This is a genomic window from Streptomyces sp. NPDC056738 (assembly GCF_042790435.1).
In the GTDB taxonomy this organism is placed as follows: domain Bacteria; phylum Actinomycetota; class Actinomycetes; order Streptomycetales; family Streptomycetaceae; genus Streptomyces.
Genome location: NZ_JBHTZF010000011.1, coordinates 230,082 through 246,751 on the forward strand (window position 1 = coordinate 230,082; position 16,670 = coordinate 246,751).

The 16,670-nt window shown below is 71.2% G+C and carries 13 protein-coding genes; 3 read left to right on the plus strand and 10 right to left on the minus strand.

From position 1 onward, the window contains the following. Window positions 1-12: 12 nt before the first annotated feature. Complete coding sequence (locus tag ACFRIC_RS27865) at window positions 13-1,875, plus strand: lectin (RefSeq protein ID WP_382790950.1); 1,863 nt, start codon at window positions 13-15, stop codon at window positions 1,873-1,875. A 57-nt stretch (window positions 1,876-1,932) separates the two neighbouring features. On the opposite strand, the gene cimA is transcribed toward ACFRIC_RS27865, so the two are convergent. From cimA to ureA, 5 genes are all read right to left on the minus strand, one after another. Beyond that, window positions 1,933-3,537 carry a citramalate synthase gene (cimA, locus tag ACFRIC_RS27870; protein WP_382790953.1) on the minus strand — a complete coding sequence of 535 codons (1,605 nt, stop codon included), beginning with the start codon at window positions 3,535-3,537 and terminating at the stop codon, window positions 1,933-1,935. A gap of 328 nt (window positions 3,538-3,865) precedes the next feature. Then, window positions 3,866-4,456 carry a TetR/AcrR family transcriptional regulator gene (locus ACFRIC_RS27875; RefSeq protein ID WP_382790956.1) on the minus strand — a complete coding sequence of 197 codons (591 nt, stop codon included), beginning with the start codon at window positions 4,454-4,456 and terminating at the stop codon, window positions 3,866-3,868. Window positions 4,457-4,471: 15 nt separating this feature from the next. Further along, window positions 4,472-5,509, minus strand: a complete 1,038-nt coding sequence (locus ACFRIC_RS27880; protein WP_382790958.1) for an agmatine/peptidylarginine deiminase — start codon at window positions 5,507-5,509, stop codon at window positions 4,472-4,474. Window positions 5,510-5,535: 26 nt separating this feature from the next. Beyond that, entirely contained in the window at window positions 5,536-7,245 is a 1,710-nt protein-coding gene (locus tag ACFRIC_RS27885) for an urease subunit alpha (RefSeq protein WP_382790962.1), read from the minus strand. Next, complete coding sequence (gene ureA / locus ACFRIC_RS27890) at window positions 7,242-7,946, minus strand: urease subunit gamma (protein ID WP_382790964.1); 705 nt, start codon at window positions 7,944-7,946, stop codon at window positions 7,242-7,244. The genes ACFRIC_RS27885 and ureA overlap by 4 nt, the downstream gene beginning before the upstream one ends. 166 nt (window positions 7,947-8,112) lie before the next feature. Between ureA and ACFRIC_RS27895 the strand changes: the two genes are divergently transcribed. Then, window positions 8,113-9,546: a cytosine permease gene (locus ACFRIC_RS27895; RefSeq protein ID WP_382790967.1), complete on the plus strand. Its 1,434-nt coding sequence runs from the start codon at window positions 8,113-8,115 to the stop codon at window positions 9,544-9,546. Here the strand turns inward: ACFRIC_RS27895 and ACFRIC_RS27900 are convergent. The 4 genes from ACFRIC_RS27900 to ACFRIC_RS27915 all read right to left on the minus strand — a co-directional run bounded on the left by ACFRIC_RS27900 (window position 9,493) and on the right by ACFRIC_RS27915 (window position 14,510). After that, on the minus strand, window positions 9,493-10,833 hold the full coding sequence (locus ACFRIC_RS27900; RefSeq protein ID WP_382790969.1) for a KamA family radical SAM protein: 1,341 nt from the start codon (window positions 10,831-10,833) through the stop codon (window positions 9,493-9,495). The two genes, ACFRIC_RS27895 and ACFRIC_RS27900, sit on opposite strands and share 54 nt — an antisense overlap. A gap of 30 nt (window positions 10,834-10,863) precedes the next feature. Further along, window positions 10,864-11,934: a hypothetical protein gene (locus ACFRIC_RS27905; RefSeq protein ID WP_382790972.1), complete on the minus strand. Its 1,071-nt coding sequence runs from the start codon at window positions 11,932-11,934 to the stop codon at window positions 10,864-10,866. A gap of 156 nt (window positions 11,935-12,090) precedes the next feature. Then, window positions 12,091-13,179: a branched-chain amino acid aminotransferase gene (locus tag ACFRIC_RS27910; protein ID WP_382790974.1), complete on the minus strand. Its 1,089-nt coding sequence runs from the start codon at window positions 13,177-13,179 to the stop codon at window positions 12,091-12,093. A 287-nt stretch (window positions 13,180-13,466) separates the two neighbouring features. Further along, complete coding sequence (locus tag ACFRIC_RS27915) at window positions 13,467-14,510, minus strand: 3-isopropylmalate dehydrogenase (RefSeq protein WP_382790977.1); 1,044 nt, start codon at window positions 14,508-14,510, stop codon at window positions 13,467-13,469. A gap of 243 nt (window positions 14,511-14,753) precedes the next feature. On the opposite strand from ACFRIC_RS27915, the gene ACFRIC_RS27920 reads away from it, so the two are divergent. Beyond that, window positions 14,754-16,355, plus strand: a complete 1,602-nt coding sequence (locus ACFRIC_RS27920; protein ID WP_382790980.1) for a purple acid phosphatase family protein — start codon at window positions 14,754-14,756, stop codon at window positions 16,353-16,355. 99 nt (window positions 16,356-16,454) lie between these two features. Here the strand turns inward: ACFRIC_RS27920 and ACFRIC_RS27925 are convergent, their stop codons facing one another. Continuing rightward, window positions 16,455-16,586, minus strand: coding sequence for a hypothetical protein (locus ACFRIC_RS27925; protein ID WP_103550476.1), 132 nt, complete (start codon window positions 16,584-16,586; stop codon window positions 16,455-16,457). Window positions 16,587-16,670: the final 84 nt, after the last annotated feature.

The following is a 16,670-nucleotide window of genomic DNA, read 5'->3' on the forward strand; positions in this document are numbered from 1 at the left end:
GGGCGGCGCTCCATGAGGAGATCCACTCGGGCGGCCCGGCTGATCGTCGCCGGGCTGCTCGCCACCGCGGGATTCACGGCGGCCGCGCCCGCGCACGCCGCGGGCGAACAGGTCACCGCCTATCTGACGACGACGGACGACGACGGCGGACGGCACGTCGTGCGCGGGCTCCAGGCGCAGGCGCCGTTCGCCTTCCAGTCGGGCAGCGGCGGCAGCGGCGAGAACATCACCGTCGACGAGAACACCCGGTACCAGACCTTCACCGGCGGCGGCGCGTCCTTCACGGACACCGCGGCCTGGCTGATGAACAGCAGCGGCGCGCTGTCGCAGAGCACCCGTGACGCGACGATGCGCAAGCTCTTCTCCCCCACGGACGGGATCGGGCTGTCCTTCCTGCGCAACCCCATGGGCGCCTCGGACCTCGCGCGCTACGGCTACACCTACGACGACGTGCCGGCCGGACAGAGCGACGCGAACCTGGCGCAGTTCTCCATCGCGCACGACCTGGCCGACGTGGTGCCGCTCACGAAGCAGGCCCTCCAGCTCAACCCCTCCCTGACCGTGATGGCCTCGCCGTGGACGGCGCCGGCCTGGATGAAGGACAGCGGGTCGCTGAACGGCGGCTGGCTGAAGGCGGAGGACTACGGCGCGTACGCCTCGTACTTCGTGAAGTACCTCCAGGCCTACCGGGACCAGGGCGTCCCCGTCTCGTACGTCACCGCGCAGAACGAGCCGACCTGCTGCTCGGGCTACCCCTCGATGAGCTGGAACGCCTCGGGGCTCGCCTACTTCACCAAGAGCGAGCTGCTGCCCAAGCTCCAGGCCGCCGGGCTGTCCACGAAGGTGCTCGCCCACGACTGGAACTGGGACGTGTACGACTCCTACGCCGCCCAGACCGTCGACGACGCGGCGGTCCGCTCGCATCCGAACTTCGGCGGGATCGCCTGGCACGGGTACGGCGGCGACATCGCCAAGCAGACGTCCGTGCACAACCAGTACCCGGGTCTCGACGCCTTCGGGACCGAGCACTCGGGTGGCACCTGGATCGCCAACCAGCAGCGCGAGGACATGCTCAACATCGTCGACTACACCCGCAACTGGGCGAAGTCGGTGACCAAGTGGTCGCTCGCCGTGGACCAGAACAAGGGCCCGCACAACGGGGGGTGCGGCACCTGCACCGGGCTGATCACCGTGCACAACGGGGACGGCGCGAGCGGGACCGTCGACTACACGGTCGAGTACTACACGATGGGCCATCTGACGAAGTTCGTCCGGCCGGGGGCGCAGCGGATCGCCTCCACGGCCTCCTCGGCCGTCCCGAACGTCGCCTGGCGCAACCCGGACGGTTCCAAGGCGCTGATCGCCTACAACGACGCCTCCGCGGCGAAGACGGTCACCGTCAACTGGGGCGGTCAGCACGCGACCTACTCGCTGCCCGGCAAGACGTCCGCGACCTTCACCTGGTCCGGCACGCAGTCGGGCGGGGGCAGCTCGTCCGGAGCGTTCGTCGGGCTGGCCGGCAAGTGCCTCGACGTGGCGGGCGCATCGAGCGCCAACGGGACCGCGGTGCAGCTCTACGACTGCAACGGCAGCGCCGCGCAGTCCTGGACGGTGGGGGCCGACGGTTCGGTGCGCGCGCTCGGCAAGTGCCTCGACGTCACCTCGGGGTCGACGTCCGACGGCGCCAAGGTCCAGCTCTACGACTGCAACGGCTCGGGCGCCCAGCGGTGGTCGTACAACTCCTCGACGGGTGACGTGGTCGACACGGCGGCGAACAAGTGCCTCGACGTGACGGACAACTCGTCGGCGAACGGGGCGCGGGCGCAGATCTGGTCGTGCACCGGGGCCGCCAACCAGAAGTGGCAGCTGCGGTAGCGCGGTCCGTGTCCCGTCCCTGCCGGGGACGGGACACGGACTCCCGCTGGGTGTCCGCTACAGGGCCGGCTCGACCCCGGCCCGCAGCAGGCCGTAGGTGTACGCGTCCTCCAGGGCCTGCCAGGACGCGGCGATGACGTTCTCCGCCACGCCGACCGTGGACCACTCCCCCGCGCCGTCGGACGTGGAGATGAGCACCCGGGTCGTGGACTGCGTGCCGTGCTTGCCCTCCAGGATGCGGACCTTGTAGTCGACCAGCTCCAGCTTGGCGAGCTGCGGGTAGAGCGTCTCCAGGGCCACGCGCAGGGCGCGGTCCAGGGCGTTGACGGGGCCGTTGCCCTCGGCGGTGGCGACGATGCGCTCGCCCTTGGCGAAGAGCTTGACGGTGGCCTCGTTGGCGTGGCTGCCGTCGGGGCGGTCCTCGACGATGGCCCGCCAGGACTCGACCTCGAAGTAGGTGCGCTTGCGGCCCTCGGCCTCCTCGCGGAGCAGGAGTTCGAAGGACGCGTCGGCGGCCTCGTACGTGTAGCCCTGGAGCTCGCGCTCCTTGACGCGTTCCACGACCCGGGCGACCAGTTCGCGGTCGTCGCCGAGGTCGACGCCGAGCTCCTTGCCCTTGAGCTCGATGGAGGCGCGCCCGGCCATGTCGGAGACCAGCATCCGCATGGTGTTGCCGACCTGCTCGGGGTCGATGTGCTGGTACAGGTCCGGGTCGACCTTGATCGCCGAGGCGTGCAGGCCGGCCTTGTGCGCGAACGCCGACACGCCCACGTAGGGCTGGTGGGTGGAGGGGGTCAGGTTCACGACCTCGGCGATCGCGTGCGAGATCCGCGTCATCTCGCGCAGCGCGCCCTCGGGGAGCACCTTCTTGCCGTACTTGAGCTCCAGGGCCGCCACCACGGGGAACAGGTTGGAGTTGCCGACCCGCTCGCCGTAGCCGTTGGCCGTGCACTGCACGTGGGTGGCGCCCGCGTCGACGGCGGCCAGGGTGTTGGCGACCGCGCAGCCGGTGTCGTCCTGGGCGTGGATGCCGAGCCGCGCGCCGGTGTCCGCGAGGACGGTGGAGACCACGGCCTGCACCTGCGCCGGGAGCATGCCGCCGTTGGTGTCGCACAGCACGACCACGTCGGCGCCGGCCTCGTGCGCGGCCCGCACCACGGACTTCGCGTAGGCGGGGTTGGCGCGGTAGCCGTCGAAGAAGTGCTCGCAGTCCACGAAGACCCGGCGGCCCTGTGCGACAAGGTGGGAGACGGTGTCGCGGACCATCTCCAGGTTCTCCTCCAGCGTGGTGCGCAGCGCCAGTTCCACATGCCGGTCGTGGGACTTGGCGACCAGCGTGATCACCGGGGCACCCGAGTCCAGGAGTGCCTTGACCTGGGGGTCCTCCGAGGCCTTGCCGCCGGCCCTGCGGGTCGCTCCGAAGGCCACGAGCTTGGCGTGCCGGAAGTCGATCTCCTGGGCGGCGCGGGCGAAGAACTCGGTGTCGCGGGGGTTGGCGCCGGGCCAGCCGCCCTCGATGAAGCCCACCCCGAAGTCGTCCAGGTGCCGCGCGATGGCCAGCTTGTCCGCCACGGTGAGGTTGATGCCCTCGCGCTGCGCGCCGTCGCGCAGCGTCGTGTCGAAGACGTGGAAGGAATCGTCGACTTCGCTGGTTTCCGTCATGGTCTCAAGGCTCCTGTGTTGAAACTCGGTCTACCGGAATGACCGGCTCCACCGTCCCCCAATGATCCCTCGCGCTGCGCTCCCGGCTGAAGGTGGGCCAGAAATGCGAAAAACCCCTCGCGGGTGCGAGAGGTCTGCGCGCGGGTCGAGGACGACGGTGTCCGCCCGTACCTGGTCGTACGTGGCGGTCACTGCGGACCGGCGCGCCTGCTGCCAATAATCATGGCGAACGAGAGCACGGGGGCAGTCTGGCACATACCCGCCCCCGTGGTCACACGGTGTCTCAGGATGCGAGCACTCGGCTACATGATCGGCGGACGCCGGCCGCTCAGGCCAGCGCGTCGTCGAGGAACTCCCGCACGTGGGACAGGACCTGCTCGCGGCTGGTGCCGCGCAGGCCGATCGCCACATGGATGGAGAAGCCGTCCAGCAAGGCACGCAGCCGGGCGCCGAAGCGGTCCGCGTCGAGGGGGCGGAACTCCCCGCGCGAGACGCCCTCGGCGAGCAGCGCGACGAGGTCCCGGTGCCAGGCGCCCTCGATGGCGGCCTGCCGTTCGCGGGCGTCGTCGTCCGCGTTCTGGGAGTGGTTCCAGACCTCCAGCCACAGGGTCCAGTGCGGGTCCCGGTGGCCGTCGGGGACGTACAGGTCGACATAGGCGTCCAGACGCTCGCGGGCGGTGCCGCGCGCGGCGAGCAGCCGGCCGCGCTCGGTGCCGAGGCGGCCCTCGCTCCACTCCAGGGTGCGCAGCAGCAGCTCGTCCTTGGAGCGGAAGTAGTAGAGGAGATGGCCGCTGCTCATGCCGACCTCACGGCCGAGCGCCGCCATGGTGAGTTTCTCCAGACCGCGTTCGGCGATCATCTCCATGGCGGCGGCGAGGACCTCCTCGCGCGGTGGCGCGTTCTTCCGCGCACCGGCCATCCGTGACTCCCGTTGTCAGACCTTCGGCTGCTGCTGGGTGATGCAGTGGATGCCACCGCCACCCGCGAAGATCGTACGTGCGTCCACCAGCGTCACGGTCCGCTCGGGGAAGAGCCGGCGGAAGATGCCCGCCGCGGTCTCGTCGCGCGGGTCGTCGAAGCCGCACAGGACGACGCCGTCGTTGCAGAGGTAGTGGTTGATGTACGAGTAGTCGGCCCAGTGGCCGTCGGCCTCCAGGACGGTCGGGGCGGGGACCTCGACGACCTCGATGGCGCGGCCGCGCGCGTCGGTCTGGGCCCTGAGCAGCCCGATGACCTCCCGGCTGACCTCGTGGTCGGGGTGGGCGGGGTCCTGCTGGGAGTGGGCGACGATCACGCCGGGCCGGGCGAAGGCGGCGACGATGTCGACGTGGCCGAGGGTGCCGAAGCCGTACGGGGGGTAGTCGCCGGTGAGGCCGCGCGGCAGCCAGATGGCCTTCTCGGTGCCGAGCTGGGCGTGGATCTCCGCCTCGACCTGTTCGCGGCTCCAGCCGGGGTTGCGCTCGGGGCCGAGCTGCACGGTCTCGGTGAGCAGTACGGTGCCCTCGCCGTCGACGTGGATCGCGCCGCCCTCGTTGACGAGCCGGGAGGCGTACGTCTTCGCGCCGGCCAGTCCGGCGACCTGGGCGCCGATCTTGGAGTCGTGCTCCCAGCGGGCCCAGTCCTGGGCCCCCCAGCCGTTGAACGTCCAGTCCACGGCGGCGAGTCCGCCCCGGCCGTCGGTGAGGAAGGTGGGGCCGATGTCGCGCATCCAGGCGTCGTCGAGTTCCCGCTCGACGATGTCGATGCCGGGGCCGAGGAGTTCGGCGGCCGCCGCGGTCTGGTCCGGGCCGCACACGACGGTGACGGGTTCGAAGCGGCGGACCGTGCGGGCCACCTCCGCCCAGGCGGCGCGGGAGGCGGCCAGGTCCTCGGGGCTGTCGAAGGTGGGGTTGGGGCCCGGCCACGCCATCCAGGTGCGCTCGTGCGGGGTCCACTCGGCGGGCATGCGGAAGCCGTCGGCGGCAGCAGACATGGGGGGTTCCTTACGGGCTGTGTCCATCAGAGGAAGTACAGGCGGTTGAGGGAGACCGCGTCGGCGGGGTCGGAGCGCAGGGGTTCGCCGTCGAGGGTGACGAGGCCGGTGCGCCCGTCCACGTCGACCGCTCCGGTACGGGAGTTGAGGCGCAGGTCGGCGGGGCCGATGCCGCGGGTGCCGCGGACCGCGACGCGGCGGCGGCGGGTGGGCATGGTGTCGTTGCCCTGGTCGAGGGCGGCCTGGGCGACGAAGGCCACGGAGATCTCGGCGGGGGTCGCGCCGTGCGCCCCGAACTGCGGTCCGAGGACGAGGGGTTCGCAGGTGTCGGTGGCGGCGTTCGGGTCGCCGACGACTCCGTAGGCGGGGAAGCCGGCCTTCAGGACGAGCTGCGGTTTGGCGCCGAAGTACTCGGGGCGCCACAGCACGATGTCGGCGAGCTTGCCGGTCTGGATGGAGCCGACCTCGTGGGCGAGGCCGTGCGCGATGGCGGGGTTGATGGTCAGTTTGGCCATGTAGCGCAGGACGCGTTCGTTGTCGTGGTCCTCGGGGGCGCCGAACTGGGCCTTCATCTTGCCGGCCATGGCGAAGGTGCGGCGCACGGTCTCGCCGGCGCGGCCCATGCCCTGCGCGTCCGAGGAGGTGATGCCGATGGCGCCCAGGTCGTGCAGGACGTCCTCGGCGCCCATGGTCCCGGCGCGGATGCGGTCGCGGGCCATGGCGGCGTCGCCGGGCAGGTCGGTCTTCAGGTCGTGGACGGAGACGATCATGCCGTAGTGCTCGGCGACCGCGTCCCGGCCGAAGGGCAGGGTCGGGTTGGTGGAGGACCCGATGACGTTCGGGACGCCTGCCATCTTCAGCACGTTCGGGACGTGGCCGCCGCCGCAGCCCTCGATGTGGAAGGCGTGGATGGTGCGGCCTTCGAGCACCCTGAGGGTGTCCTCGACCGACAGGCACTCGTTCAACCCGTCGCTGTGCAGGGCCACTTGGACGTCGTGCTCTTCGGCGACCCGCAGGGCCGTGTCCAGCGCCCGGGTGTGCGCGCCCATGTCCTCGTGGACCTTGAAGCCGCTGGCGCCGCCCTCGGCGAGCGCCTCGATCAGCGGGGCGTCGTGGGAGGACGAACCCCGGCCCAGGAAGCCGATGTTGACCGGCCAGGCGTCGAAGGCGGAGAACGCGTGACCCAGCGCCCAGGGCGAGTTGACGCCGACGCCCCACACCGGGCCGAACTCCTGGCCGATGATCGTGGTGACGCCGGAGGCGAGCGAGGCCTCCATGATGCGCGGGGACAGCAGGTGGACGTGCGTGTCGACGGCGCCTGCGGTGGCGATGAGCCCCTCGCCGGAGACGATGGACGTGCCGGTGCCGACGACGACGTCGACGCCGTCGAGCGTGTCGGGGTTGCCGGCCCGCCCGATCGAGCAGATCCGGCCCTCACGGATGCCGATGGACACCTTGCGGATGCCCTGGACGGCGTCGATCACCACGACGTTGCTGATGACGACGTCGCAGGTGTCCCGGACGGCGGCGGCCTTCAGGTGCAGTCCGTCGCGGGCGGTCTTGCCGAATCCGGCGAGGAACTCGTCCCCGGGGAGCTGGGCGTCGGACTCGACACGGACGGTCAGCCCCGAGTCGCCGAGCCGGACCCGGTCGCCGGCGCGGGGGCCGTGGGTGGCGGCGTACTCGTAGGGGGTGAGGCGGCGCGCCTCGGCGGGGTGTCCTCCGGGGCGGCTCATCGCCCGGCCTCCTTCGCGCGGGTGTCCGGTACGCCGAGGTAGCCGCAGGCGGCGGCGCGGCGCAGGGCCTCTTCCCTGGCTCCGGGCGCGTCCAGCGGTCCGTCGACCAGACCGGCGAAGCCGATGGCGACGCGTGCTCCGCCGATGGGCAGGAGCCCGACCTCGGCGCTCTCCCCCGGGCCGAAGCGGACCGAGGAGCCGGCGGGCACGGCCAGCCGCATGCCGTAGGCGGCCGGGCGGTCGAAGTCGAGCCGGGGGTTGGCCTCGAAGAAGTGGAAGTGGGAGGTGACGGAGACGGGGACCGCGGCCGTGTTCGTCACGGTCAGGTGGACGACGGCCTCCGGCTCGGCGTGGTCGGGGCCCGGCAGCAGGGCTCCGGGGGCCCGCTCGCCGAGGCCGCCGCCGATGGGGTCGCCGACCACCGCGAGACGCGAGCCGTCGTCGAAGACGGCCTCGACGTGCACCTCGGTCACGATGTCCGCGACGCCGGGCAGGACGTCGTCCGGGCCGAGGACGGACCGGGCCGCCTCGACGGCCTCGGCCAGCCGTCCTCCGTCACGGGCGACCTCGCAGACGGTGTCCGCGATGAGCGCGGTGGCCTCGGGCACGTTGAGCCTGAGGCCGCGCGCCCGGCGGGCCCGGGCCAGCTCGGCGGCCGAGAACAGCAGCAGTCGGTCACGTTCCGTGGGGGTCAGTCTCACGCCGCGACACCTCCTCGCCTTCCTCCGTTTAGAGCATCACTCTAAACGTCGGATTCATGGAAGGGAAACATTGACGGATAAGCATCGGAGGCGCCACATTGAGCGTCGCTCAAACTCACGTGATGCTGCCCGCACCACGCCGGGCGGCCGTCAAAGGAGACCAGCCATGCCGATCGAACAGCGCGGAGTCGACACGATCCCGGACGAGGAACGCACCAGCGGGCCGCGCGACCTCGTGTCGATCCTGCTCGGTTCCAACCTCTGCCTCGGGGTGATCATCTTCGGCTGGCTGCCGCCCTCGTTCGGGCTCGACTGGTGGTCCTCCGTGAGCTCGATCGTGGCAGGCACCGTCGTCGGCACCGCGCTCACCGCGCCGCTCGCCCTGGTCTCGCTGCGGACCGGCACCAATCTCTCCACCTCCTCCGGCGCGCAGTTCGGCGTGCGCGGACGGCTGGTCGGCTCGGTCGTGGGCCTGCTCCTCGCCCTCGGCTACACCGCGCTGACCGTGTGGATCGGCGGTGACGTCATGATCGGCGTCCTCGGCCGCCTCTTCGGCCTCCCGGCGAACGGGGTCTCGTACGCCGTGGTCTACGCGGTGCTCGCCGCCGCCACCGTCGCGGGCGCCGTCTACGGCTACAAGGTGCTGCTCGCCATGTCCCGCGCCCTCGCGATCGGCATGTCGGCCCTGCTGGTGGTCGGCGTGATCGCGTACGCCCCGCACTTCACCACCGCGGCGCTCCCGGAGGCCGGCGGCTATCTGCTCGGCTCCTTCTGGCCCACCTGGCTGCTCGCGGCCGTCGCCGCCGGTCTGTCGGGCCCGATCGCCTTCATCACGCTGCTGGGCGACTACACCCGCTACATCTCGCCCGAGCGCCACTCCTCCCGCACGGTCCTGCACGGCACCTGGCTCGGGCTGATCGCCGGTCTGCTGGTGCCCCAGCTGTTCGGCACGTTCACGGCGTACGGGGCCCGCGCGGCCCTCGACTACGCGGGGCCGCTGGTCTCCGCGTCCCCCGGCTGGTACCTGATCCCGCTGCTGCTGGCGGCCTCCGCGGGCTCGGTGGGCAACGCCGGTCTGATGCTCTACTCGATGGGCCTGGACCTCGACGCGATCCTGCCCCGCGCCTCACGCGCCCGCGCCACCTGCGCGGTCGCCGTCGTCGCCATGCTCTGCGTGTTCGTCGGCCACTACGCCTGGAACGCCCAGTCCGCGATGACGTCCTTCGTCCTGCTGCTGACCGCGATCGGCACCCCGTGGGCGGTCATCACCCTGATCGGCTTCGTCCGCTGCCGCGGGATCTACGACGCCGACGCCCTCCAGGTCTTCAACCGCCGTTCGCGCGGCGGCGTCTACTGGTACCGGGCCGGCTGGAACGTCCGGGCCACGGCGGCCTGGGCGCTGGGCGCCGTGGTCGGCCTCCTGGCCGTGTCCCTGCCGTCCTACGAGGGCCCGCTGCTGTCCCTGACGGGCGGAGTGGACTGCAGCTTCATCCTCTCCGGCCTGGTCGGCGGCCTCACCTACCTGGCCCTGACGGCGCGTTCCGCCTCACCCCGGCCCGAGCCCGTCCAGGAACCGGTCGGCGCCGAAAGCGGGCTTTAGGTCGGTCCACCAGGTGGCGCGCTCGTCGAACGCGGCGAAGAACGGGCGCCCCACCAGGTCCGGATCGCGGGCCTGGATGAGGTGGAGCACGAAGACCTTCTCCCCGGCCACCTCCGCCGTCCCGTCCACACAGACCTTGCCCGGCATCGCCGACATCACCGGGCCGCGCACGGTCCGCGCCAGGCCGGACACCTGGGCGTAGGCGTCGCGGAAGATCTCGTGACAGCGGGCCAGCGGCACCCCGAAGTAGCCCTGCGGGCCGGTGTCCCGCTCCACGAACTGGTAGTAGGGCACCGCCCCCAGCGCCGTCGTCTCGTTCCACAGCTCGGCCCACGCCCCGGCGCTGTCGTTGATCCCCCTGACGAGGGGACCCTGGCAGCGGATCACGGCCCCCGTGTCGCGCACCCGGCGCATCGCCGCCCGCACGGCCGGGGGCCGCAGCTCCTGGGGATGCGTGAAGTGGGCCATCAGCGCGAGGTTCCGGCCGCTCGCCACCACCTGCTCCAGCAGCCTCAGCAGGTCGTCGGCGTCGCGGTCGGTGAGGAAACGGTACGGCCAGAAGGCGAGCGACTTGGTCCCGATGCGGATCGAGCGGACCGTGTCGATCTCCAGCAGCGGTTCGACGTACCGGCGCAGCACCTCGGTGCTCATCACCATCGGATCGCCGCCCGTGATCAGGGCGCTGGTGACCTCCGGGTGGGCGCGCAGATAGGCCGACGTGGCGGCGATGTCGTCGGTGGCGATCCGCAGCTCGGACTCGCCGACGAACTGGGGCCAGCGGAAGCAGTACGTGCAGTAGGCGTGGCAGGTCTGGCCCTGGCGCGGGAAGATCAGCACCGTCTCCGGGTACTTGTGCTGGAGACCGGTCAGGCGGACGCCCCCGTGCACGGGGACGTTGGCGTCGAGCTGTCCTGAGGGGTGCGGATTGAGCTTCATCCGGATCTCGTGGGCCGCGCGCAGCACCTCGGCCTTCGGGGCCTCGTGGCGGAGCAGGTCCGCCATCTGCTTGAGGTCGGGCTCGGGCAGCATCTCGGCCTGGGGGAACGTCAGCCGGAAGACCGGGTCGTCGGGCACGGCCGACCAGTCGATCAGCTCGTCGACCACGTAGCTGTTCGTACGGAACGGCAGGACGGCCGCCACGGCCCGCAGCGCGAGCCGTTCGTCGGGCGACAGTGCCACCCGCCGGAGGAGGCCGTCGAGGTCGCGCGGGGTGAAGGCGCGGAAGCGGGGGCTCGTGCCGGGGGAGCCTGTGCTCGCGTGCGGAGCCGGGTGGAGCGCTGAGCACATGGGTGACCGGGGCCTCTGTTCCTGTTCCCGCTAGTCGGCGATGAAGCCCTGCGGCCTCAGTTCGACGAAGGCCGTAGACGACGCATCGTACTTCTCCGTGAAGTGCTGGAGCAGTAAGGCGTGCAGCTCGCTTTCGTCGTCGACCACGACGAGTTCGTGTGCGCCGGGGGCGCTCAAGGCATCGCTGTGCGCCGACAGTTGGTCCAGACGGTGGCGCGCCATGTACGACACGAGGTCGTGCCCCGCGACGTACAGGGCGTCGTCCACGTAGACGAAACGGCAGCTGAACGCCCTGCGGCCGTCGGTCGCGTCGACCAGGGTCACCGGCAGATGGGTGAACCGCTCCATGGGCTTGCCCTGCTGCCACAGTTCGTCGAACCGCTGCTCGACGAAGGTGCCGAGCGGGGACCGGACCGCCACCTCGAGCTGGACGCCTTCACCGGAGAGCCGGCCGACGGTGAGGAAGGAGACGAGGGAGCGGTCGTCCCAGCGGTAGAGGGTCACGCCCGGGGAGGTGGAGCACAGCCGCACTTCGAGGAGGTGACGGCAGTCCTCGTCGAGCCGCAGCGCGAAGCGGTCCAGGGTGCGCAGGTTGCGCATGATGTCGCGGCGGATGTCGGCGCTCTGCTCGCCCAGTTCACGGCCGCGCAGGATGACCGCCAGCGAGTCCGGGTCCAGGAGCAGGATCTGGACCCGGGCGCCGTGCGCGGTGGCCGCCTTGATGCCGCGGAACAGCCGTTCGGAGAACTGCGGGCCGAAGACGCTGGAGAAGGTGTCGAGGACCTTGACGTTCGAGGTCGCGCCGTACACCTGGGCGCTGAACCATTCGTAGTCCAGCCGGGTGTGCTCGCGGACCCGGCCCTCCTGCGCTCGGCTGATCGGCGGGCCGATCACGAACACGGTGACGACGACGCCGACGATGTCGGTGCCCAGGTTCAGGGTGAGGTTCTCCCCGTAGTTGTCCATCCGCCGGCTGCTCCAGAGCAGCAGGGCGGCGACGGCGGCGAGCAGGCCGAGGACGGTGAGGCTCTGCGGCCGGCGCGGCGTGCGCAGGGTGCGCAGCAGCCAGCTCGGCCGTGACAGCGGCGACCTTGCCCTCACCTGCGCTCCCTCCGTGACCGTGCGGGCGCACCGGAGGACACGCTCCCCCCGTGGACTGTGTGGATACCCGTGTCGCCGGGGCGCTACGCGTCGGACCAACAGCCGGTCCCCGCAACCCTGTTGGGAAGGCGGGGACCGGACGAAGGTGTGCGGGGATCAGGCCAGCGGGTGCATCCAGCCGTGGGTGTCCTCCGTGATGCCGCGCTGGATGTCGAGCAGGGCCTCGCGGAGGCGGAGGGTGACCTTGCCGGGCTCGCCGCCGGACTGGCGCCACTCGATGCCGTCGCGCTTGACCGTGCCGACGGGGGTGATGACGGCGGCGGTGCCGCAGGCGAAGACCTCGGTGAGGGTGCCGTTCTCGGCGTCGGTCTGCCACTGGTCGATGGAGACGCGGCCCTCCTCGGCGGTGTAGCCGAGGTCGCGGGCGACGGTCAGCAGGGAGTCGCGGGTGACGCCCTCCAGGATCGAGCCGGTGAGGGACGGGGTGACGATCCGGTCGCCGTACACGAAGTACAGGTTCATGCCGCCGAGCTCCTCGATCCACTTGTGCTCGACCGCGTCGAGGTAGCAGACCTGGTCGCAGCCCTTGGCGGCGGCCTCCTTCTGGGCGAGGAGCGAGGCCGCGTAGTTGCCGCCCGTCTTCGCGTCGCCCATGCCGCCGGGGACGGCGCGGACGCGGTCCTCGGAGAGCCAGATCGACACCGGCTTCACGCCGCCCGCGAAGTAGGCGCCGGCGGGCGAGGCGATGACGAGGAAGAGGTACTCGTTGGCGGGCTTCACACCGAGACCGACCTCGGTCGCGATCATGAACGGACGCAGGTAGAGGGACTCCTCGCCGCCGTGCGCGGGAACCCAGTCGCGGTCCTGGCGGACGAGCGCGTCACAGGCCTCGATGAAGGTGTCCACGGGAAGCTCGGGCATGCCGAGCCGGCGCGCGGAGGCCTGGAAACGCTTGGCGTTCTTGTCGGGGCGGAACGTCGCGACGGAGCCGTCGGGCCGCCGGTAGGCCTTGAGGCCCTCGAAGATCTCCTGCGCGTAGTGCAGGGTCATGTTCGCCGGGTCGAGGGAGAGCGGTCCGTACGGGACGAGCTGGCCGTCGTGCCAGCCGCGGCCCTCGGTCCACTTGATGGTCACCATGTGATCGGTGAAGTGGCGGCCGAACCCCGGGTTGGCCAGAATCGCCTCGCGCTCGGCGGCGGCGAGCGGACTGGCGGAGGGCTTGAGCTCGATCGTGGGCTGCGTCATGAGTGGTTTTGTCCTTCACCGGTTGTATGTGACGGGCCGCGCTCACATCCGAACCGTCCGTGGCCAGTGCTAGGACGTCCGAGCATTCCCTCGTTCCGCGGCTCCGCCTCGATTATCGCGCGCGGAGGACCGTGGACGAAACGGTGTGAATACGGCCCGGGGAATGCCCCGGGAGCACCCCGGGGACGACCCAGGGGTCGATGGTGGCACCCGGCGAGGGCACAGCGAAAGCCGCCGGGTGCGGATGCGACCCGGCGGCTGCTACGGAACGTAGTCGGTGCGCCGGGTCAGCCGGCTACTCGCAGGGCGAGCGCGTCGCCGATCTCCTCGGTGCTGCGGGCGGGCTTGCCGACGCGCTCGGCGAGGTCGGCGGAGACGGCCTCCTCGATCCGGGCGGCCTCGGTCTCGTAGCCGAGGTGGCGCAGGAGCAGGGCGACGGACAGCACGGTGGCGCTGGGGTCGGCCTTGCCCTGGCCCGCGATGTCGGGCGCCGAGCCGTGCACGGGCTCGAACATCGAGGGGAACTCGCCGCTGGGGTTGATGTTGCCGGAGGCGGCGACGCCGATACCGCCGGAGACGGCCGCGGCCAGGTCGGTGATGATGTCGCCGAAGAGGTTGTCGGTGACGATCACGTCGAAGCGCTCGGGCTGGGTGACGAGGAAGATCGTCGCCGCGTCCACGTGGATGTAGTCGGTGGTGACCTCGGGGAACTCCTCGGCCACCTTGTTGAAGATGTTCGTCCACAGGTGGCCCGCGAAGGTCAGCACGTTGTTCTTGTGGACCAGCGTGAGCTTCTTGCGCGGGCGGGCCTGCGCACGGGCGAAGGCGTCACGGACGACCCGCTCGACGCCGAAGGCCGTGTTGACGGAGACCTCGGTGGCGACCTCGTGCTCGGTGCCCTTGCGGATCGTGCCGCCGTTGCCGGTGTACGGGCCCTCGGTGCCCTCGCGGACCACGACGAAGTCGATCTCCGGCTGGCCCGCCAGCGGGGTGGCGACACCCGGAAGGAGCTTCGACGGACGCAGGTTGACGTGGTGGTCGAAGGCGAAGCGGAGCTTGAGCAGGAAGCCGCGCTCCAGGACACCGGACGGGACCGAGGGGTCGCCGATCGCGCCGAGCAGGATGGCGTCGTGCCCCTTCAGGGCGTCGAGGTCGGCGTCGGTGAGGGTCTCACCGGTGGCGTGGTAGCGCCGGGCGCCGAAGTCGAACTCCTTGGTCTCCAGCTTCACGTCCTGCGGGAGGACGGCGGAGAGGACTTTGAGCCCCTGGGCCACGACTTCCTGGCCGATGCCGTCACCGGGGATCACTGCGAGATCGATGCTGCGAGACATGACGGCACCGTACTCCTTGTCCCATGGAATGACACGCGATGTCCGGCATACGGACAGACGGGTGTCGCGGCACGTCCACGCCTCGGCACGGGCGGAGGCACGGCGCACCCTGCGCTTCTACGCCGGCGAAGACGCGACGCGCCCCGCAGTCCGACGCGGGCGGAGGCGCGCAACGTCTACGCTTCGACCCACGTTCACTCGTATGTATGAACGCCGTTGGCGCAGGGTGGGAACTTTCCAGACATGACCGCTCCCTCCCCGGGGACCTCCCCCGAGTCCCCCGTCCCCGATGTCGGCATCCCGTACGAGCTCGCGCGCGACATGAGCATGGCCGAGCAGTACGAGTACCTGAGGACGAGGCTCACGCGGCGCCGGGCCCTCGTCGCGGCGAGCGCCTTCGCGGGCGGCGGGCTGCTGGCCGGCTGCGCCCAGGGCACCACGTCGCCCGCCCGGTCGGCGTCCGGCTCCTCGCCGCATCCCGCCACCAGTCGGGTTCCCGGCTCCGCCGTCACGCCGTTCGGCCGCCACCTCGCCTTCGGCGCGGACCCGAAGACCCAGATGCGGATCTCCTGGCAGGTGCCGTTCGCGGTCAGGAAGCCCTTCATCCGGGTGGGCTCGACGCCCTGGGGGCTGAGCCGCAGGATCGAGGCCGAGGTCCGCCATCTGCACACCCCGGGCCTCACCGGGCAGCGCGCCGCCCTGGACCAGTACTACCTGCACGCGGCGCTCGACGGACTGCGCCCCGGGACGACGTACTACTACGGGGTCGGCCACGAGGGCTTCGATCCGGCGAGCAAGGAGCGGCGCCCCACGATCGGCCGCTTCCGCACGGCGCCCGCGCACCCCGAGAAGTTCGTCTTCACCGCTTTCGGCGACCAGGGCGTCACCCCCGACGCGCTGGCCAACGACAAGGTGCTCCTGGGCCGCGGTCCCGCCTTCCATCTGCACGCGGGCGACATCTGCTACGCGGACGGGGTCGGGCTCGGCCAGAAGTCGGACATCTACGACCCGGCGGCCTGGGACCTGTTCCTCAGGCAGACCGAGACGGTCGCGAAGACCGTGCCGTGGATGGTGACGACCGGCAACCACGACATGGAGGCCTGGTACTCGCCGAACGGCTACGGCGGCCAGTCGGCACGCTGGGCGCTCCCCTCCAACGGCTTCGACCCCCGGAACGCGCCGGGCGCCTACTCGTTCGTGTACGGCAACGTCGGCATCGTGGCGCTGGACGCCAACGACGTGTCGTACGAGATCCCCGCCAACAAGGGCTACTCGGACGGCAGACAGACCGCCTGGCTCGACAAGCGGCTCGGCGAGCTGCGCGAGCAGGTCGACTTCGTCGTGGTCTTCTTCCACCACTGCGCCTACTCGACGTCGACACACGCCTCCGACGGCGGGGTGCGCGACGCCTGGGTGCCGCTGTTCGCCAAGCACCAGGTGGACCTGGTGATCAACGGGCACAACCACGTGTACGAGCGCACCGACGCCATCAAGGGCGGCAAGGTGGGCCGGCGGGTGCCGGTGGGCGCCTCGACCGATCCGACCCGGGACGGGATCGTGTACGTGACGGCGGGCGGCGCGGGCAAGAGCCTCTACCGCTTCCCCACCGGGGTGGAGGACAGCTTCGAGGGCAAGGTCACGCGCCACGAGGCCGTGCAGACCTTCCACTGGACGAAGTCGAAGCAGCAGAAGGCGGACACCGTGGACTGGTCACGGGTGCGGTACACCGGCTTCTCGTTCCTCTCGGTGGAGGCGCAGGCGGGCCCCTCGCCCCGGCTCACGGTGTCGGCGCTGGCCCAGAGCGGTGAGCGCATCGACCACTTCGAGGTGCGGCGCGGGACCTGACGGCACGGCGGCCGGGACGGCACGTCGAGGTGCGGCGCGGGGCAGGACCCCGCGCCGCACCCCTGCGGGTGCGGCTCCCGGTCGAGAGGGCGGCGGGCCTCAGTGGCCCGTCGCTCCGCCGTTGTCCCTGCGGTCGAGGGCGCGCTGGAGGGCGGCGGCGGCGTTCTTGCGGTCGGACTCGCTGCTCGTGCGGGAGAGGTGACGGACTCGGCGGACGGTCGTCTCGGCCATGATGAATCGACTCCTTGCCTCCGGCGTCACGCCCACACGGGCGGCCGGAAGTGCGATGAGGGATTTACGAGACGCCGGAAGGGG

Bases quoted from the DNA above. Each gene is read 5' to 3' on its own strand.
- ACFRIC_RS27865 (WP_382790950.1), top strand. From the start codon at position 13: ATGAGGAGATCCACTCGGGCGGCCCGGCTGATCGTCGCCGGGCTGCTC.
- cimA (WP_382790953.1), bottom strand. From the start codon at position 3,537: ATGACGGAAACCAGCGAAGTCGACGATTCCTTCCACGTCTTCGACACG.
- ACFRIC_RS27875 (WP_382790956.1), bottom strand. From the start codon at position 4,456: ATGGCCGGTGCGCGGAAGAACGCGCCACCGCGCGAGGAGGTCCTCGCC.
- ACFRIC_RS27880 (WP_382790958.1), bottom strand. From the start codon at position 5,509: ATGTCTGCTGCCGCCGACGGCTTCCGCATGCCCGCCGAGTGGACCCCG.
- ACFRIC_RS27885 (WP_382790962.1), bottom strand. From the start codon at position 7,245: ATGAGCCGCCCCGGAGGACACCCCGCCGAGGCGCGCCGCCTCACCCCC.
- ACFRIC_RS27895 (WP_382790967.1), top strand. From the start codon at position 8,113: ATGCCGATCGAACAGCGCGGAGTCGACACGATCCCGGACGAGGAACGC.
- ACFRIC_RS27900 (WP_382790969.1), bottom strand. From the start codon at position 10,833: ATGTGCTCAGCGCTCCACCCGGCTCCGCACGCGAGCACAGGCTCCCCC.
- ACFRIC_RS27910 (WP_382790974.1), bottom strand. From the start codon at position 13,179: ATGACGCAGCCCACGATCGAGCTCAAGCCCTCCGCCAGTCCGCTCGCC.
- ACFRIC_RS27915 (WP_382790977.1), bottom strand. From the start codon at position 14,510: ATGTCTCGCAGCATCGATCTCGCAGTGATCCCCGGTGACGGCATCGGC.
- ACFRIC_RS27920 (WP_382790980.1), top strand. From the start codon at position 14,754: ATGACCGCTCCCTCCCCGGGGACCTCCCCCGAGTCCCCCGTCCCCGAT.
- ACFRIC_RS27925 (WP_103550476.1), bottom strand. From the start codon at position 16,586: ATGGCCGAGACGACCGTCCGCCGAGTCCGTCACCTCTCCCGCACGAGC.